The following is an 18111-nucleotide window of genomic DNA, read 5'->3' on the forward strand; positions in this document are numbered from 1 at the left end:
TGCTGAACAAGGAACTACTCCGAATTCATCCCATCTCCTATTAGAGAAAGAAATAATCTGCTGAATAAAGATAATGTAGAGAAAGATCCGACAAAAGCGGGTCTTTTTTCTATTGTTTTTCCTTTAAAAAGGGAGAAAAGCACAGAAAAACTGTTTATCGCGATAAAGCGCAATAATATTGTTGCACCGCCGTTTTTCTTATGTTACTCTTTTTACAGTGTTAACAGCAATAGCATCCCCTTTTGAGAGGAGGTGAACGGTGTGAATAAAACAGAATTAATTAACTCTGTAGCAGAAGCGGCAGGTCTGACGAAAAAAGACGCGACTAAAGCTGTTGAAGCTGTATTCGATACAATTCAAGCGACTCTTGCGAAGGGTGAGAAAGTTCAATTGATTGGTTTCGGAAACTTTGAAGTTCGTGAACGCGCTGCCCGTAAAGGACGTAATCCACAATCGGGTGAAGAGATCGAAATCGCTGCAAGTAAAGTTCCAGCTTTTAAAGCAGGTAAAGCACTAAAAGACGCAGTAAAATAATTCGAGATTTTACATAGGAGTCCGTCCAGCGAATCTGTCAAACAGATGGCAATGGATGGACTCCTTTACGTTTGTACATAATCAATTACACTCGGTGTAGTGGCGTCCCGGTTTTGAAGTAAGTGTGCTCGGTTCACTCCTTTCAAAAACTGTGAAATCCGCCGGCGTGTCTGTTGGATAAAGAAAAGTACCCTAACTGTACGGAATGTGTAGAATATGCTACTATTTTGGTGAAATAGGTTTTGTTCCTATAAGGAGGACATACTGTGATGAATGAGCAAGATTTAAATAAAATAGAACAAGCAGTCACGATGATCTTGGAAGCCATCGGCGAAGATCCAAGCCGTGAAGGCTTACTTGATACGCCCAAGCGTGTCGCCAAAATGTATCATGAAGTATTTGAAGGATTGAATAAAGATCCAAAAGAATATTTTGAAGTAGTCTTTCATGAAAACCATGATGAAGTCGTACTAGTAAAAGATATTCCATTTTACTCTATGTGCGAACATCATTTGGTCCCGTTCTTCGGAGTTGCCCACGTTGCGTATATACCGCGTGATGGAGTGGTGGCTGGATTAAGTAAATTAGCTAGAGCCGTGGAGACGACTGCAAAACGCCCGCAGCTGCAGGAACGCATTACATCGACAGTCGCAGATGCGATGATGGAAATGCTGAATCCGATCGGTGTCTATGTCATCATTGAAGCTGAGCATATGTGCATGACGATGAGAGGTATTAAAAAACCTGGTTCTAAGACGATCACAACAGTAGCTAGAGGAATTTATGAACATGACGACGTAAAACGTGCTGAAATTCTATCTCTGCTCAAAACGAACTGAGGCCTTTGCGGAACGCTCGATTTATATGCTATCATTAAGACCATATAGAGACTGGAGATGCAAAGATGACACAACCTGACTATTTAGTTATTAAAGCGAAAAAAGACGGAGTAAATGTCATTGGGTTGACGAGAGGCAACGACACAAAGTTTCACCATACTGAGAAGTTGGATCGAGGAGAGGTCATGATTGCTCAGTTTACAGAGCATACATCTGCCATTAAAATTCGGGGTGAAGCTGAAATCCATACAGCTCATGGAATCGTTTCGAGCGAAGAAAAAGAATGACCGGCAATTTAAGGCTGATGGGAATGGAGTTTACTGATGGATACAAAAGGATTCACTGACCAAGTCGACAATTATATACAAAACTTGCGAAGCGCTATTTATCAACCGATTGTCGAGCGAGATGCGGGACATGCACCAATCGATAGACAAAAGGCATTTTTGCTTTTACTGCCTATGTTGAATGGAGAGTCATGGACGGATGAAATGCATCAAGCGTCTTTAGCAATTGGCGCAATTCACACGGCGTTTGATATTCATGATCAAATCGATAGTACAGATGCTTCATCCAAGGAACAGCAGCTGATGGTGCTTGCTGGTGATCATTTCAGTGGCATTCATTATAAGCTATTGGCATCCATTCCAAACTTCCATCTCATCCGTTCTTTATCTGTTGCGATCGGCAGGATCAATGAATGCAAGACAACTTTGCTGCAAGAACCTCCAAATTCCATTGAGGATCGGTTACAATTGATTGGTGAAGTGGAAAGTGCTTGCATAATAGAGTTTTATCATACGTTCGGTTTTACCCGATATATTTCTATTGTTGAAGTGCTGTTTCCTTTAATTTGGCTGATAGAAAGCGGTCAACAGGACTTGAATCGAATGAAATTTCCGCATTTAGCACCGAATGCAAGAGATACGGAAAAATGGATTCAGCAATTGCAGGAAAACTTAGATGATAGATTACACAATAACTTTTATTTACATAAACCTTTAGTCGATCAAGTACTGAAGATGGCAAAGCAAGGGGCAAGCAAACTGATTTAGAAAGTAGGGGCAAATCGTGGCGGTCTCAAAAGAAGAAAAAGTTCATAACGTCTTTGAAAAGATTTCAACAGACTATGATAAAATGAATTCCGTAATCAGTTTCAATCAGCATATAAAATGGCGGAACGATATTATGGTTCGGATGAATGTGCAGCCGGGCTCAAAGGCATTGGACGTCTGTTGTGGCACAGCGGATTGGACGGTAGCGTTAGCTAAAGCGGCAGGTCCTGCTGGCGAAGTGACAGGACTTGATTTCAGCGCAAATATGCTGGAATCAGGCAGAGAAAAAGTGGCTCCCTATCCGAATATTGAGTTAGTTCAGGGGAATGCCATGTCACTACCTTTTCCAGATAATTCATTTGATTACGTAACGATCGGATTCGGCTTGCGGAATGTGCCGGATTATCTAACTGTTCTGAAAGAAATGCATCGCGTACTAAAACCAGGTGGAATGGCTGTGTGCCTGGAAACCTCTCAGACTAAAATACCTGTTTATCGTCAGGCGTTTCGATTTTATTTTAAATACATCATGCCGTTATTCGGGAAGCTCTTCGCAAAAAGTTATAAAGAATATTCCTGGCTGCAAGAATCGGCGAATGATTTTCCGGGGATGAAAGAGCTGGCACAGCTTTTTGTCGAAGCGGGCTATCAAGAAGTTTCGTATAAGTCTTACAGTGGCGGGGCTGCGGCGGGACATATCGCATACAAATAATGAGTAAATGGGAGAAGGTAATGGGTTTGGAAAAAATTAAGTTGATGTCACTTTACACGGATTTCCGGAAAGATGTGGCCTATATTGAAAAAGAGCTTGAACGTTCCGTGCAATCTTCTTCTCCCATTGTTCGTCAAGCTTCTTTACATTTATTAAAAGCTGGCGGGAAAAGAATTCGTCCCATTTTCGTTATTTTGGCTGCACAATTCGGCAACTACTCCCTCGAAAAAGCAGCAAAGGTAGCTGTGTCGCTTGAATTAATTCATATGGCATCTCTTGTACATGATGATGTCATTGATGATTCCGACATGCGACGCGGTTTGGAGACGGTTAAGGCGAAGTGGAATAACCGTGTAGCCATGTATGCCGGTGATTTCATCTTTTCACGTGCGCTGACTTCTATTGGCAGCATTGAAAAAGAAGCGGTACACCGAATTTTGGCGGAGACGATGTTGGAAATATGCAAAGGTGAAATCATTCAAATTGATTTTCAGAGACAAACCGACCAAGGCATGCGGGATTATCTGCAACGTATTAAGCGGAAAACGGCACTATTGCTAGCTTCCAGCTGTGAACTGGGTGCATTGAGTGCGGATGCGGATGCGGAAACTGTACGGAAACTCAGAAGATATGGCTATTTCACAGGAATGGCTTTTCAGATAGTGGACGATATCCTCGACATCACGTCAACAGACGCGGAGCTTGGTAAGCCAGCGGGCAGTGACTTATTGAATGGTCATATTACGTTACCTATTTTATACATAAAAGACGATGCTGAATTCAGACCGTATATGGAACGTGCATTCGCTGGAAATATGCTGGAGTCCGATCGGCAAAATATGCTACGCTACATCCGGCAGAGCGACGCAATAGACAAAGCACAGCATGTCAGCGATCTTTATTTAGAAAAGGCGCTAAAAGAACTTGATGGTCTCCCGAATGGCAAGTCGAAAAAAGCATTAATCCAAATTGCAGACTTCATCGGGCAACGAAAATATTGACGAATCTTGTTTATAGTTGAAAGAAAAAGACGTCAGTGGTACGATTTAAAAGGGTTATTCCCCGATAGACAGATGAAGGAGTGTTTTGACAGATGGAAAGAACATTTTTAATGGTAAAACCAGACGGCGTACAACGTAACCTGATCGGTGAAATTGTCAGCCGCTTTGAAGACAAAGGGTATCAAATGGTAGGCGGGAAATTAATGAACATTTCCGAAGAGCTTGCACAACAACATTATGGTGAACATAAAGAACGCCCATTCTTTGGTGAACTTGTAGACTTTATCACTTCTGGACCAGTATTCGCAATGGTTTGGGAAGGTGAGAATGTCATCTCAACTGCACGTTTGATGATGGGTGCTACGAATCCAAAAGAATCTGCTCCTGGAACTATCCGTGGAGACTTCGCTGTAACGGTAAGCAAAAATATTATTCATGGTTCAGATTCACCTGAGTCAGCAAGCCGCGAAATCAACTTGTTCTTCAAAGAAGAAGAGCTTGTGACTTATGACAAATCAGTGAACAGCTGGATTAACTAATCGCCAAAAACAGCCGAGCGAATTTCGCGTGGCTGTTTTTCTTATACATACGGCATGCTTTTTCCGTTATAATAGGAACATACATAGAAAGATAGGGCAGTAGGAGGGCTTTGCATGTCTGATTATTCGATATTAATTCAAGGGATTAAAAGGAAGACCGGCATTGATTTATCGTTATATAAAGAAGCCCAGATGAAACGTCGATTGACTTCCTTATATGAGAAGAAGGGCTTCCGGGACTTCAGAGAATATTTTGAAGCGATTCAATCTGACAAAGAGATGTTGGATGAATTCTTGGACCGCATGACGATTAATGTTTCTGAATTTTACCGCAATGCAATCCGGTGGAATGTGCTGGAGAAAAAGATACTACCGCAATTATTGGAGAAGAATAAGAGATTGAAAGTGTGGAGTGCTGCTTGTTCCACTGGCGAGGAGCCATATTCATTGGCAATGGTGATGGCAACGCACATTCCATTGCGAGATATTTCAATTTTGGCTACTGATTTGGACGCTGGCGTCATTAACCGTGCCAAAGTAGGGTTATATGGCGAACGTTCGTTAAAAGAAGTGCCAAAATCAATCGTCAGTAAATACTTCGTCAAAGAAGGGCAATCGTATCAAGTGGTAGAGGAGATCAAGAAAACCGTAACATTCAAACAGCATAATTTGCTGGAAGATCGTTACGATTCGAATTATGATCTCATCGTTTGCCGTAATGTCATGATTTATTTCACAGAAGAAGCAAAAGACCAGATTTATACGAATTTTTCTAAGGCATTAAAGCCAGGGGGCGTTTTATTTGTCGGCAGTACAGAGCAGATATTCAACCCTGAAAAATACAACTTTGAATCAGTGGATACATTCTTTTATAGAAAAAAATAATACGAACATTCAAGGGGGAACTGAACATGCGTTTTATTACAGCTGGAGAATCACATGGTCCACAATTGACAGCTATCATTGAGGGCTTACCTGCACAAATGGAATTGACGGCAGACATGATCAACAAGGAATTAAAGAGAAGACAAGGCGGTCATGGAAGAGGTCGAAGAATGCAGATTGAGAAAGACCGTGTAGAAATTTCTTCAGGTGTACGGCACGGTAAGACAATCGGTTCTCCTGTCACACTAACAGTCGTAAACGATGACTGGAAGCACTGGACGGGGATTATGGGTATCGAACCTTTGGCAGAAGATATGAATCCTGAGGACGTCAAACGTCAAATTACGAGACCGCGCCCAGGCCATGCAGATCTAGTCGGCGGCATGAAATATGGACATCGCGATTTACGGAATGTGTTGGAACGTTCTTCTGCACGTGAAACGACAATGCGGGTTGCAATCGGCGCAGTTGCCAAGCAATTCTTGCGTCAGCTAGGCATAGAAACAGTTGCTCATGTGACAGAAATCGGAGGAATCGAGACGGATCCTTCTACATATGCAAACCTTACGATTGAAGACTTGCGTCAGACTGTCGAGGAAGACCCAGTGTATTGTGCAGACAAAGAAGCTTCGGCCAAAATGACAGAGGCAATTGATGATATTAAAAAGCGGGGCGACACGCTTGGTGGAGTCGTCGAAGTGATTATTGAAGGGTGTCCTCCTGGGATTGGCAGCTATGTACAATTTGATCGGAAAATGGACGGCAAATTGGCTGGCGCGATGATGAGCATCAATGCGTTCAAAGGTGTTGAAATTGGATTAGGCTTTGAGATGGCAAGGATGCCGGGCAGTGAAGTGCACGACGAAATTAGTTGGGATTCAGAGCGGGGGTACTACCGTAAGTCCAATCGCTTAGGTGGACTGGAAGGCGGTATGACGACTGGAATGCCTATCGTTGTACGAGGTGTAATGAAGCCGATTCCAACATTGTACAAGCCGCTTGAGAGTGTTGATATAGATACGAAGGAGCCGTTTACAGCAACAATCGAGCGATCGGACCCTTGTGCAGTGCCTGCAGCGTCTGTCGTGGCAGAGCATGTCATTGCGACAGAAATGGCTAAAGCGATCATGAATGAGTTCCGTTCTGATACAATGGACGGTCTGCAAAAGGACATTGAACAATATAGACAGTATGTAAAGGAGTTTTAAGATGGAAAAGTTAACGGTTTCCGTCAAAGAGCATCAGTACAATGTTTATGTGGGTTCAAAAACGTATGAATTATTTGCTTCAGAATACGCGGACCTGATTAACAGCACGGATAAAATCGGCATTATTGCAGATTCACATGTAGCTGAACTGCATCTTCCGTTATTGAAAAATGCGCTTGCACGCACAGGACGCGAGATTTCGGTCAAAATCGTGCCGGGTGGCGAAAGCTGTAAAAGTTCCGACGTGTATGTTGATTGCCAGTCGTTTCTATTGACGGAAGGATTCACACGTAATTCGCTTCTCATTGCTTTTGGCGGCGGCGCCTGCGGAGATTTGACTGGTTTTGTTGCAGCAACTTTCATGCGAGGCATTCGCTTTATTCAATGTCCAACAACAGTGCTCGCTCATGACAGCGCGGTTGGAGGAAAAACGGCGATTAATATGCCGGAAGGAAAGAATATGGTAGGAGCTTTTCATCAGCCGGCTGCAGTGTTGTTTGATACAGATGTCTTCAAGACGCTGCCGGCTTCTGAAATGCGTTCAGGGATGGCTGAATTGATTAAGCACGCGTTTATTTCCGATGCGGTCTGGACTGAGCAGCTTCTCGTAGAAGAACAATTTTCCACGCCATCGATCGAGTGGTTAGAAAGTGAATTAATGCAAGGGATACATGTGAAAGCGCAGATTGTCGGAGAAGATGAATTTGAGCATTCCACGCGTAAGTTTTTGAACTTCGGCCATACGTTCGGCCATGCGGTGGAAGCGGCATCGGGATACGGCAAATTGAGCCATGGGGAATGTGTCATGATTGGGATGGGTTATGCGTTTCTTCTTAGTGAAAAACATGGGGATATTTCGGCTGATTTCACGAATCAATACTTACAATTTGCGAATCAAAACGGCTATACATTTGAACCGGTATTTTCATATAGCTTCGATGAGTTGTTGTCGTATATGCAGAAAGATAAGAAGGCTTCATTCGGAAAGATGAATTTTGTCTTGTTAAAAGAAATCGGACAGCCATTTGTCAAGGAAATTACTACTGAGCAATGCAGGGAAGTGTTTGAAGAGTTTAAGCAGAAACTAGAGAGCGGGGGGATTGTGTGAGTGTCAGAGGTATTCGAGGCGCGACGACTGTAGAAAAAGACGAAGCACAGGAAATATTGAAGGCAACTGAAGAACTTGTGTTGGAAATGGCGAAGGTGAACCGGTTTGATCCAGAAGATATCGCTTCGGTCATCGTGTCTACGACGGTGGATGTCAAAGCGGCATTTCCCGCTAAAGCCATTCGTTCGATAGAAGGTTGGACGTATGTTCCTGTCATGTGTACACATGAAATCGATGTTCCAGATTCCATGCGTAAATGCATCCGGGTCATGATGAACGTCAATATCGAAACGAAGCAAAGTGATATCCAACACATCTACCAAAATCATGCAGTTCAATTACGACCGGACCTACAAAAATAACTCATTTCTAAAAGGGGGCCCCAAAATGAATTGGAAGCCGATTTTATCAACTATGAAACCATATACCCCAGGCCGTTCAATTGCTGAAGTAAAACGTACATACGGACTGCAGGAAGTAAACAAGCTCGCATCAAATGAAAATCCGTATGGTTCTTCTCCCGCAGTCGCAGAGTATCTACGCTCTAAAGCGGATCAATTTGAAATGTATCCAGATGCGTTTACTGCTGGCTTGCGCACGAAGCTGGCAGAATTTCATCAGGTCGATCCGATGGAAATTTTATTCGGTAACGGTTCCGATGAAATGGTAACGATGATCTCAAGAGCGCTTTTGCAGCCAGGTACAAACACCGTAATGGCTTCCGTTACATTTCCTCAATATGCACATAATGCGAAAATTGAAGGTGCTGAAATCCGTCAAGTGCCTATGCTCGATAATGGGGATCATGATTTAGAAGGGTTTTTGAAGGCAGCGGATGATCATACAGCCATTATTTGGGTATGTAATCCGAATAACCCAACAGGTAACTTGCTATCGAGCAAAAAGATCAAAGATTTCTTAGATCAGGCACCTAAAACGGCTCTTGTGGTTCTTGATGAAGCGTACTTTGAATATGTCACGGATCCTGGACAGGAAGATGCGATGAATTGGATCCATGATTACGACAATTTAATTGTGTTGCGGACGTTCTCCAAGGCGTACGGGCTGGCTAGTTTCCGTCTTGGCTATGGCGTTACGAACAAAGCCAATATGGCAGAATTAAATAAAGTACGCAATCCATTCAATAATAACTCTCTGGCTCTTGCAGCGGCAGAAGTGGCGCTTGGAGACCAGCAGTTTCTTCAAGACTGTGTGAAGAAAAATCACACAGAACGTAAACGGTATGTCGACTATGCAGAGAAAAATTCTATAGCCATCTATCCTTCCGAAACAAACTTTGTATTGATAGAAGTACCGATGGATTCCGATGAAGCTTGTGAAAAACTGTTACAGCATGGGTTTATCGTACGCAGCGGGAATTTGCTCGGTACTCCGGGGTATGTCCGTGTGACGGTAGGGACTGAACAGCAAAATACCGATTTCTTCAAAGCATTTGATCAATTATTAATTACTGAATAAGGATAGATGACGATGAAAACGACTGTAAGTATTATAGGACTGGGATTGATCGGAGGATCACTCGGTCTCGCATTGAAACGAAATCCAGATGTTCACCTAGTTGGTTTCGACCGCTCGTATGCGACTGCTGACGAAGCGTTCCGACGAGGCATCATTGACACAATTGCACCTTCAGCAAAATCAGCCTGCGAGCAGGCTGACTTTGTCATTTTCGCAACGCCTGTCAATACGACAGTGGCGATTTTCGAAGAGGCACTGGAGTGGACATTCAAAGAACATGCGATTGTCACAGATACCGGCAGCACGAAGAAACCAATCATGGATGCAGCTGTCGCCCTACAAGAAAAAGGCATTACTTTCATTGGCGGCCATCCAATGGCGGGTTCCCATAAAAGTGGTGTTTCCGCAGCAATGGAACATCTTTTTGAGAATGCCTATTATATTTTGACTCCAAGTAAAACAACGACTGAACATCAAATTACGCTTCTTGAAACGTTGCTTGAAACAACGAAAGCAAAACTCATCGTGCTGCAGGCTGAAGAGCATGATCGGATGACGGCCATTATCAGTCACTTTCCGCACCTTGTTGCCTCTTCATTGGTCGGCCGGTTGGCTGAACAAGAAGAGCAACAGCCTTTTGTCAAAAGGCTGGCGGCAGGCGGTTTCCGTGACTTAACTCGCATTGCATCTGCAGATCCTGTTATGTGGAGGGACATCACAATCCAAAATAGAGATGAACTGCTCACCCAAGTGGATGGCTGGCTGGACCAAATGAATACTATTCGGTCGATGCTTGTAGAAAATAACCCGGATCAAATTTTCGATTTCTTTTCTCAGGCTAAAACGTATCGGGATAAACTGCCTTCAACGTATGAGGGAGCGGTTCAAGGTGCATTGTATATGACATTTGATTTGCATATTGATATACCTGACCACCCAGGAATCATTTCTGAAATTACAAAAATCCTGGCTGACGCGGATATCAGTTTGACGAATATCCGCATTGTGGAAACACGCACGGACGTCTATGGGATTTTGGTGATCAGCTTCCAATCGGCAGCTGAGCGCAAGCGAGCCCGGCAAGTGCTGGCGCAAGCAACGGATTATTCCATGCATGTTCTTTGATTTATGCATGTATTTTTAAAGGAGGAGAGCGGTATGTCAGAACAAAAGACGGTTTCATTTGAACGACCTGTCCTCCGTGGAACATTGCAAGTGCCAGGAGATAAGTCGATTTCTCATCGTGCAGTCATGCTCGGTTCCATCGCTACAGGAAAGACGACAATCTCAGGTTTTTTGGATGGAGAAGATTGTCTGAGTACAATCGATATGTTTCGAAAACTCGGCGTATCGATTACCCGTGAAGGAACGGATGTTGTAGTGGATAGTCCTGGTATTTCCGCATGGCAAACTCCGACCGAAACATTGGATGCAGGTAATTCAGGGACGACTGCACGTCTTATGCTCGGTATATTATCCGGATCTCCTGTTACTTCAACGATGTGCGGAGATCAGTATTTATCCAAACGTCCAATGAAACGCGTGACTGGACCACTCGGGTTAATGGGAGCTAACATTACAAGTGATGAACACGATGACTACTTGCCGTTGACAGTACACGGCACAAAGCTTGCGGCAATTGACTACCAAATGCCTGTTGCCAGTGCACAGGTGAAATCCGCTGTGTTGCTGGCAGGTCTTCAGGCAGAAGGTGAAACATCTGTCACTGAAATGGTTGTTTCACGAGATCATACAGAGCGTATGTTAAATCAGTTTGGTGCTGAGCTTACACAAGAAGGAAAGACAATTCGCATTCAGGGCGGGCAGCAATTATCCGGGACGGATGTGGTCGTGCCTGGGGATATTTCATCCGCAGCTTTTTTCATGGTAGCGGCCGCTATGGTAGAAGATAGCGAAGTATCATTCGAAAAGGTTGGATTGAATCCGACGCGTACAGGTATACTTGATGTATTGAAGGCTATGGGCGTGCGTTTGGAGCAGTCACAGGAGCAAGGTTTTTCTGGCGAACGCTACGGTACCGTGAAAATTATGTATTCGAAGTTAAACGCTACGGAAATTGGCGGTGAGCTGATTCCGAGATTGATCGACGAACTTCCTGTGTTGGCTTTACTGGCCACGCAAGCAAAAGGCAGAACAATTATTACGGATGCCGAAGAATTACGTGTCAAAGAAACCGATCGGATAGAAGCTGTCGCAACAGAACTGCGCAAACTTGGTGCGGACATTGAAACAACTCCCGATGGTATGATCATCAACGGACCGACGCCGTTAACTGGTGCTACCCTTCAATCGTATGGCGATCATCGGTTGGGAATGATGGCGGCGATTGCCGGTTTGATCACTTCTGGTCCGGTTCATATTGAAAATCCTTCATGCATCGCAATATCTTATCCGCAATTCTTCGAGGATCTTTCAAATCTCGCGAATGGATGAAGTTCAACAGAAAGTTCAGGTGAAAAAATGAATACATTGCAAGATATGGAGCAGCTCTTATTGGATGGGGACTTGAATGCCCTGCACGATGGAATAGAAAAGCTTCAAGCTACAACGGAATACGATCTTCTGTATGACGTCGCAAATCTTTTGATCGAGTATGGATTTATCGGGCAAGCAGATGGGATTTTCTCTCACTTGCTGCTCGTTTTTCCCGATGAAGCACAGTTGAAAATCGATCGTGCCGCTGCATTGCTTGAATTGGGTGAAGAAGATGAAGCATTGCTCTTATTGACGGAAATTGGACCGGATGAAGAAGAGTATGTGCAGGCACTCCTTGCGCAGGCGGACTATTATCAAATGGTTGGTCTGGCGGAAACTGCGCTTGCCAAGGTCCGTGAAGCGAGTGAGTTGGCTCCGCATGAACCAGTCATCCAGTTGGCCCAGGCAGAGTTGCTGTTGGATTCCGGTCGGTACAGTGAAGCGGTACGGCTCTATAAAAAGCTTCTCGAAACGGCTGAAGAATTGGCAGGCGTCAAATTGACATCTCGCCTTGCGGAAGCCTACAGTGCGGGTGCAGCATACGAAGAAGCGATTCCGTACTATGAAGAGTTGCTCAATCAGGAAACGAATCCTGAAGAGCTGTTTGGACTAGGATTGGCCTATTATCAGACAGAACGTTATGCTGATGCAATTAGTCGATTAAAACAGTTGATTGAAATGGATCCTGATTATTTTTCCGCTTATATGCTTGCGGGTCAAAGTCATGCTCAGTTGAACGAAGATGACAAAGCCTTGGAATTTTATAAAATGGGGATCGAGCGGGATACATTTGATAAGGAGCTACAGCTTGCTGCTGGAAAGTCTGCTTTGAAACTTCAGTTGCCGGAAGAGGCTGAACGCTATCTGAAAGAGGCACTCGTTCTTGATCCGGAATATATTGATGCGCTGGTGACTCTGGCTTCCTTGTATAACCAAAGGGAAGAAGATGAGCTGTTAATCGAATTACTGACATACTCAGAAGCCGATCAGTTGGAGATCCCTCTCCTCCATGCATTCCTTGCGTATGCTTATGAAAGGACAGAAGTATATAAAGAGGCATATGAAATGTACCGGAAAGCATATGATGGGATGAATGAAGATGCTGGCTTTTTAGACAGTTATGCGAAATTCTTACTGGAGGAAGGCAAACACGCAGAAGCGCAGCGAGTGATTCGACAACTCGTCAAGATCGCTCCCGATGCAGAAGAGTGGACAGCATACTTAGAAGCGCAATCTGAAGAGGAGGTGTGAAATGAAAGCCATGGTTCCTGTAACCGCTAAAAAAGATTTTTTGAGGTGGTTTTTAAAACGCTACAGATTGAAGCGGCGGGAATGTGTATGGATTTTAAATTATCTTCTTAGCAATGAGCATTTATTGACTAATGTTCACTTTACAGACGAGGCTCATCACTGTCCGCGGGCAATGATTATCTCCACCACAGAAGTAGACAGTATCCCATTTCGATTTTACAAAGGAAATTTAATGACTGCAGATGCCGAGAAATCATTTCACGATTTGCGGTTGCATCCTGATGAAAAAATGTTCATTCAATTGAACTTCAGGGATAGCAATAAATGTCCGGAGTATGCGAGTGTTGCAGAAGAAAATCCATATCTGCCTGAAGACATTCTGACCAAAAAGAGAGACCAGGAAATAGCCGAACGCCTGCTTGAAGAAAGCGTGACGCTCATGACCAATGAAATGTTATTAAAGAGGATTGATGAAGCGCTTGATAATGGGGACCGGGAGCTCTTTATCAGCTTGACTGCTCTGTTGAACGAAATGAAAAAAGACAAAAACCAATGACTTCGCCGAACGCGGTGGAGTCATTGGTTTGCCTTGCTGGAAATTTTGAGCTAAACTCTTATGAAGCAATGACGGGAGGGAAGAAAATGAATTGGGTACCAAAAGATGTGGATACATATATCAGTCAAAAAGATTATATCGATACACTCGTAGTGCCATTGATCTCAATTGATACAAGGCCGGAAACAATGAAAAATAGCGCATCTTCCTCAGAGTTTTTAATGAATCTATCGATGTTCATCGAGAAGCAATTCAAAGGCAGAATGATGTTCCTGCCTCCTGTCTCGTACACGCAGTCAACAGATCTCCAACAACTCGCCGATACGCTGTCGGAAGATCTCAAGCAATCGCCTTTCACACACATCTTCTACTTGACAACCGATTCGAAATGGACGTCTGTGACGTTAGAAGAAAAAGTGATCTGGCTGCCGTCCATTCCGTTAGAAACAATGGACAACCATTTGCGTCAAACGATCATGGAAGATCAACTGAGACAAGTCCTTACGCACTTTATGGAAGAGTGGAATGTGCAGTGAGTCAGCTTTAGAACATTAAAAGCTAACGAAGTGAGCGGTCCGGGATTTGCGCTCCAGACGGTACACTTTCCGGGGGGCTCACCGCGCGCTCCGCGGAAAGCGTCCACCCAGAGTGAAAGCTGTAACGAAGAACGGCTTTTGCGAGCACATCTTTGGTCTAAATCCCCGGACCGCTAGCTAAAATTTTACTTATACTAGCCCAGTCCAGTTAAGAAAGAATTTCATCCAAACCACCTATTTGAGAAAAATTAAAGAACCTTTCTCGTTTGTCACCAAATCTTAATATTTGTTCACAAACTTAAAGGCCATCTAAAAGCATTATTGAATTTACTTTCATCTTGATATATCATAGATATGTCCTAGTATTACAATTAGCAAAAGAATGTCCGTGGGACTGACTTTGGAGTAAGAGGAGGGAAATTACTGATGAGCAATAAAGTGTCTAGACGCACGTTCCTTAGCTATACACTAATGGGAACTGGTGGGTTCATGGCTTCTGCGATGCTGATGCCGATGATTCGCTTCGCAATTGATCCTGTATTGGCGAGTGCTGGCGGTTCGGATTTTATCCCGACACCACAAAAAGCCGACGAGTTAACTGAAACTCCGGTTCGCGTAGACTATACAATCAAAGATCGACAAGACGCATGGTATACTTCTGATGTATCGAACACGGCTTGGGTCTACAAAGAAGGCGACAAGGTCATAGCACTTTCTCCAGTTTGTAAGCACCTTGGGTGTACAGTGAACTGGGAAGGCGATGAGCATAAAAATGAGTTTTTCTGCCCATGTCACGCAGGACGTTACAAAAAAAATGGTGATAACATTCCAGGAACACCGCCGCTTGGACCGCTTGATGAGTATGAAGTTGAAGTCATCGACGGGTTTGTCAATCTTGGTGGAGTAATACCGAACACATTAGTCTAAAGGGTAAGGGGGTACGACCGTAGTGTTAAATAAAATTTATGATTGGGTGGATGAACGGTTAGATATCACTCCAATTTGGCGAGATATCGCTGACCATGAAGTACCTGAGCACGTAAACCCTGCACATCATTTTTCTGCATTCATCTATTGTTTCGGAGGTTTGACGTTTTTCGTAACGGTGATCCAAATCTTGTCTGGTATGTTCCTGACAATGTATTATACACCGGATATCGAGAACGCATGGAAATCAGTTTTCTACCTTCAAAATGATGTTGCATTCGGTGAACTTGTGCGTGGGATGCACCACTGGGGAGCTTCGTTAGTTATCGTCATGATGTTCCTACATACTTTACGTGTATTCTTTACAGGGTCTTATAAAAAGCCTCGTGAATTGAACTGGATCGTCGGCGTCATGATTTTCGGCGTCATGATGGGTCTAGGGTTCACAGGATATCTATTGCCTTGGGATATGAAGGCTCTATTCGCAACAAAAGTTGGGATTGAGATTGCCGCGTCAGTACCTTTCATCGGAGAACAGATTAAAATTCTTCTCGCGGGTGATTCCACGATATTAGGTGCACAGACGTTAACAAGATTCTTCGCGATTCATGTATTTTTCCTACCGGCTGCTTTGCTTGGGTTGCTTGCAGCACACTTTATCATGATCAGAAGACAAGGTATTTCCGGACCACTATAAGAACCAATTTATTGGTTAGGGTCATCTGAAATTTAAGAAGGAGGGAATAACATGCACCGCGGAAAAGGGATGAAATTTGTTGGAGATTCGCGCATCAAAGCTACGAATAAAATGCCGAACACTCCAAAAGATTACTCAGAATATCCGGGTAAAACCGAAGCATTCTGGCCAAACTTTCTATTGAAAGAGTGGATGATCGGAGCGATCTTCTTGATCGGTTACCTAATCGTCACACTTGCACACCCGTCACCGCTTGAGCGTCAAGCGGACCCGACGGATACAATGTATATACCGGTTCCAGACTGGTATTTCCTATTCATGTATCAATTATTGAAATATGAATTCGCATCCGGTCCTTATAACGTGATCGGTGCGATCATCATTCCTGGTTTGGCATTTATGGCATTAATGCTGGTTCCTTTCACGGATACGACGAAAGAGCGACGTCCGTTTAAGCGTCCATTGCCAACAGGCTTCATGATTCTTTCATTCTTGGCGATGTTCTACTTGACTTGGGAGTCCGTTGTGAACCACGACTGGGAAGCAGCAAAAGTTCAAGGTGCGATCGTTGATGAAGTGGAATTTGATGAAACAGCCGAGGGCTATGAGATTTATCAAGGTTCTTCCTGTATTGGCTGTCACGGGGACTCATTCCAGGGTGGTTTGGGATTACCGTTGACGAACACAGGCATGACTGCAGATGAAATTATTGAAATTGCTCATGATGGCCGTGGATCTATGCCTCCTGGTACATGGGAAGGTTCGGATGAAGATCTTCAAGTACTTGCTGAGTTCATTGAAGGTTTGAATACGGATTGATGAAAAAAGAGTCAGGAAACTGACTCTTTTTTTCTATATATCCAGTTTGAATGATGCATAATCATAATACATACAGAATCAGCAATAAAAACGAGGGGGTATGTTTTTGCGCATCCTATTTACGCAACTGTGGTTCATCCTGTCCCATAAATCATTTTTATGGATACTTCTATTCATCAATATATTCGGTACGGTATACGGATATGACTGGTATATGTGGCAGCTGGAAATAACGGAACCAAAATTTTGGATATTTGTTCCCGACAGTCCGACAGCTACTTTGTTTTTCTGTTTGGCGATCATTGGTTGGTTAGTGAAACGAAACTTCAAGTTAATGGAAGCGCTCGCATTGATTACGCTCGTTAAGTATGGCGTCTGGGCAGTCGTAATGAACTTTCTTACATTAGCGGAAACAGGTTCGATCGGTTGGGTAGGCTGGATGCTCATTGGTTCTCATTTTGCGATGGCTGTTCAAGGTGTCCTCTATATACCGAATTATCGATTCACTGGGCGGCACATTGCAATTGCCGCCATCTGGACATTGCATAATGATGTCATCGATTATGTCTTTGGTCAAATGCCGATTTATCACGATTTGATGAAGTTTAGTCCACAAATCGGATACTTCACGTTTTGGTTGTCCATCGCATGTATTGGAATTGCCATGTGGAGCTTCAAAACAAGATTGGACCCGCTGCAAACTAATCGGTAGTTAAAAGTTGCAGTAAGCCGACAAAGATTATAAAATTGAAGAAGATAGAAAGGGGAGAGATTGACGTGTTTTGGCTCTATTTTGGTATGATCATATTGCTGCCTATCTATGCGCAGTTTAAAGTGAAAAGCACATATAATAAATACTCAAAAGTACGTTCCACGTCAGGGATGACTGGAGCACAAGTAGCTCGTCTCATTTTGGACCAAAATGGTTTACATGATGTGAAAGTAGTGGAAAGTAAAGGTTTCTTAAGTGACCACTATAACCCGATGACAAAGATTGTTGCATTATCTTCAAGTAACTATCATGAAGCATCGGTTGCAGGTACCGCGGTAGCTGCACACGAAGTGGGCCATGCGATTCAAGATAAGGAAGACTATTCATTCCTGCGTTTCCGTCACAGATTAGCACCAGTTGCGAATCTTACTTCGAATGCATCCTGGGTCTTCATCATGATCGGTTTAATTTTCTCAAGTATGAATTCATTGCTTGGGATCGGAATTTTGCTGATGGCTGTTGGGGTCGTATTCCAAGTTGTTACATTGCCTGTGGAATTTAACGCATCGTCTCGTGCGATGGATCAAATCGTGGAATTAGGGGTTATTCGTAATGACGAAGAACCGTATGCAAAGAAAGTATTGAGCGCAGCTGCGATGACGTATGTTGCTGCTACTGCAGTTGCTGTTCTCGAGCTACTGCGTTTAGTACTGATTTTTGTAAATCGCGACTGATCACTTAAATGAACATGTACGAT

Annotated in this window: 22 protein-coding genes; all 22 read left to right on the plus strand. The window is 43.6% G+C overall.

Going from position 1 to position 18111, the window contains the following annotated elements; all coding sequences use genetic code 11:
- Window positions 1-261 precede the first annotated feature (261 nt).
- The 22 genes from MKX97_RS06565 to MKX97_RS06670 all read left to right on the plus strand — a co-directional run bounded on the left by MKX97_RS06565 (window position 262) and on the right by MKX97_RS06670 (window position 18088).
- Window positions 262-534, plus strand: a complete 273-nt coding sequence (locus tag MKX97_RS06565) for an HU family DNA-binding protein (protein ID WP_009497146.1) — start codon at window positions 262-264, stop codon at window positions 532-534.
- Between the two features lie 269 nt (window positions 535-803).
- Complete coding sequence (folE, locus tag MKX97_RS06570; RefSeq protein ID WP_221836834.1) at window positions 804-1373, plus strand: GTP cyclohydrolase I FolE; 570 nt, start codon at window positions 804-806, stop codon at window positions 1371-1373.
- Between the two features lie 65 nt (window positions 1374-1438).
- Window positions 1439-1660 carry a trp RNA-binding attenuation protein MtrB gene (gene mtrB, locus MKX97_RS06575; RefSeq protein ID WP_009497144.1) on the plus strand — a complete coding sequence of 74 codons (222 nt, stop codon included), beginning with the start codon at window positions 1439-1441 and terminating at the stop codon, window positions 1658-1660.
- 36 nt (window positions 1661-1696) lie between these two features.
- Entirely contained in the window at window positions 1697-2428 is a 732-nt protein-coding gene (locus tag MKX97_RS06580; protein ID WP_078816464.1) for a heptaprenyl diphosphate synthase component 1, read from the plus strand.
- Between the two features lie 16 nt (window positions 2429-2444).
- Window positions 2445-3140 (plus strand): demethylmenaquinone methyltransferase, encoded by a 696-nt coding sequence (locus MKX97_RS06585; RefSeq protein ID WP_009497142.1) that lies wholly within the window; start codon window positions 2445-2447, stop codon window positions 3138-3140.
- Between the two features lie 26 nt (window positions 3141-3166).
- Window positions 3167-4141, plus strand: coding sequence for a polyprenyl synthetase family protein (locus MKX97_RS06590; protein WP_078816994.1), 975 nt, complete (start codon window positions 3167-3169; stop codon window positions 4139-4141).
- Between the two features lie 92 nt (window positions 4142-4233).
- The gene (gene ndk, locus MKX97_RS06595) at window positions 4234-4680 is read left to right on the plus strand and encodes a nucleoside-diphosphate kinase (protein WP_009497140.1); all 447 of its coding nucleotides are present in this window, start codon (window positions 4234-4236) and stop codon (window positions 4678-4680) included.
- A gap of 114 nt (window positions 4681-4794) precedes the next feature.
- Complete coding sequence (locus MKX97_RS06600) at window positions 4795-5565, plus strand: protein-glutamate O-methyltransferase CheR (RefSeq protein WP_342537216.1); 771 nt, start codon at window positions 4795-4797, stop codon at window positions 5563-5565.
- A 26-nt stretch (window positions 5566-5591) separates the two neighbouring features.
- The gene (aroC, locus tag MKX97_RS06605) at window positions 5592-6773 is read left to right on the plus strand and encodes a chorismate synthase (protein WP_009497138.1); all 1182 of its coding nucleotides are present in this window, start codon (window positions 5592-5594) and stop codon (window positions 6771-6773) included.
- A 1-nt stretch (window position 6774) separates the two neighbouring features.
- On the plus strand, window positions 6775-7881 hold the full coding sequence (gene aroB, locus MKX97_RS06610) for a 3-dehydroquinate synthase (protein ID WP_342537217.1): 1107 nt from the start codon (window positions 6775-6777) through the stop codon (window positions 7879-7881).
- The gene (aroH, locus tag MKX97_RS06615) at window positions 7878-8243 is read left to right on the plus strand and encodes a chorismate mutase (protein WP_342537218.1); all 366 of its coding nucleotides are present in this window, start codon (window positions 7878-7880) and stop codon (window positions 8241-8243) included. Before aroB ends, aroH begins: the two co-directional genes overlap by 4 nt.
- Window positions 8244-8268: 25 nt before the next feature.
- Window positions 8269-9360, plus strand: coding sequence for a histidinol-phosphate transaminase (gene hisC / locus MKX97_RS06620; RefSeq protein ID WP_340758627.1), 1092 nt, complete (start codon window positions 8269-8271; stop codon window positions 9358-9360).
- A 12-nt stretch (window positions 9361-9372) separates the two neighbouring features.
- Window positions 9373-10485, plus strand: a complete 1113-nt coding sequence (locus MKX97_RS06625) for a prephenate dehydrogenase (RefSeq protein ID WP_342537220.1) — start codon at window positions 9373-9375, stop codon at window positions 10483-10485.
- Between the two features lie 33 nt (window positions 10486-10518).
- On the plus strand, window positions 10519-11814 hold the full coding sequence (aroA, locus tag MKX97_RS06630; RefSeq protein ID WP_221836784.1) for a 3-phosphoshikimate 1-carboxyvinyltransferase: 1296 nt from the start codon (window positions 10519-10521) through the stop codon (window positions 11812-11814).
- 27 nt (window positions 11815-11841) lie between these two features.
- Window positions 11842-13107 (plus strand): tetratricopeptide repeat protein, encoded by a 1266-nt coding sequence (locus MKX97_RS06635; RefSeq protein WP_342537221.1) that lies wholly within the window; start codon window positions 11842-11844, stop codon window positions 13105-13107.
- Between the two features lies 1 nt (window position 13108).
- Window positions 13109-13663, plus strand: a complete 555-nt coding sequence (locus MKX97_RS06640) for a ReoY family proteolytic degradation factor (RefSeq protein ID WP_009497131.1) — start codon at window positions 13109-13111, stop codon at window positions 13661-13663.
- Window positions 13664-13749: 86 nt separating this feature from the next.
- Window positions 13750-14199 carry a DUF2487 family protein gene (locus MKX97_RS06645; protein ID WP_078816995.1) on the plus strand — a complete coding sequence of 150 codons (450 nt, stop codon included), beginning with the start codon at window positions 13750-13752 and terminating at the stop codon, window positions 14197-14199.
- Between the two features lie 423 nt (window positions 14200-14622).
- Window positions 14623-15126: a ubiquinol-cytochrome c reductase iron-sulfur subunit gene (locus MKX97_RS06650; protein ID WP_040758175.1), complete on the plus strand. Its 504-nt coding sequence runs from the start codon at window positions 14623-14625 to the stop codon at window positions 15124-15126.
- A 22-nt stretch (window positions 15127-15148) separates the two neighbouring features.
- Window positions 15149-15823, plus strand: a complete 675-nt coding sequence (locus MKX97_RS06655) for a cytochrome b6 (protein ID WP_009497128.1) — start codon at window positions 15149-15151, stop codon at window positions 15821-15823.
- A gap of 51 nt (window positions 15824-15874) precedes the next feature.
- Window positions 15875-16642, plus strand: coding sequence for a menaquinol-cytochrome c reductase cytochrome b/c subunit (locus MKX97_RS06660; protein ID WP_009497127.1), 768 nt, complete (start codon window positions 15875-15877; stop codon window positions 16640-16642).
- Window positions 16643-16748: 106 nt separating this feature from the next.
- Window positions 16749-17354: a DUF1405 domain-containing protein gene (locus tag MKX97_RS06665; RefSeq protein ID WP_040758174.1), complete on the plus strand. Its 606-nt coding sequence runs from the start codon at window positions 16749-16751 to the stop codon at window positions 17352-17354.
- A 59-nt stretch (window positions 17355-17413) separates the two neighbouring features.
- Window positions 17414-18088 (plus strand): zinc metallopeptidase, encoded by a 675-nt coding sequence (locus MKX97_RS06670; protein WP_281250639.1) that lies wholly within the window; start codon window positions 17414-17416, stop codon window positions 18086-18088.
- Window positions 18089-18111 lie beyond the last annotated feature (23 nt).

It is taken from the genome of Sporosarcina sp. FSL K6-3508 (genome assembly GCF_038615825.1).
GTDB lineage: Bacteria > Bacillota > Bacilli > Bacillales_A > Planococcaceae > Sporosarcina > Sporosarcina newyorkensis.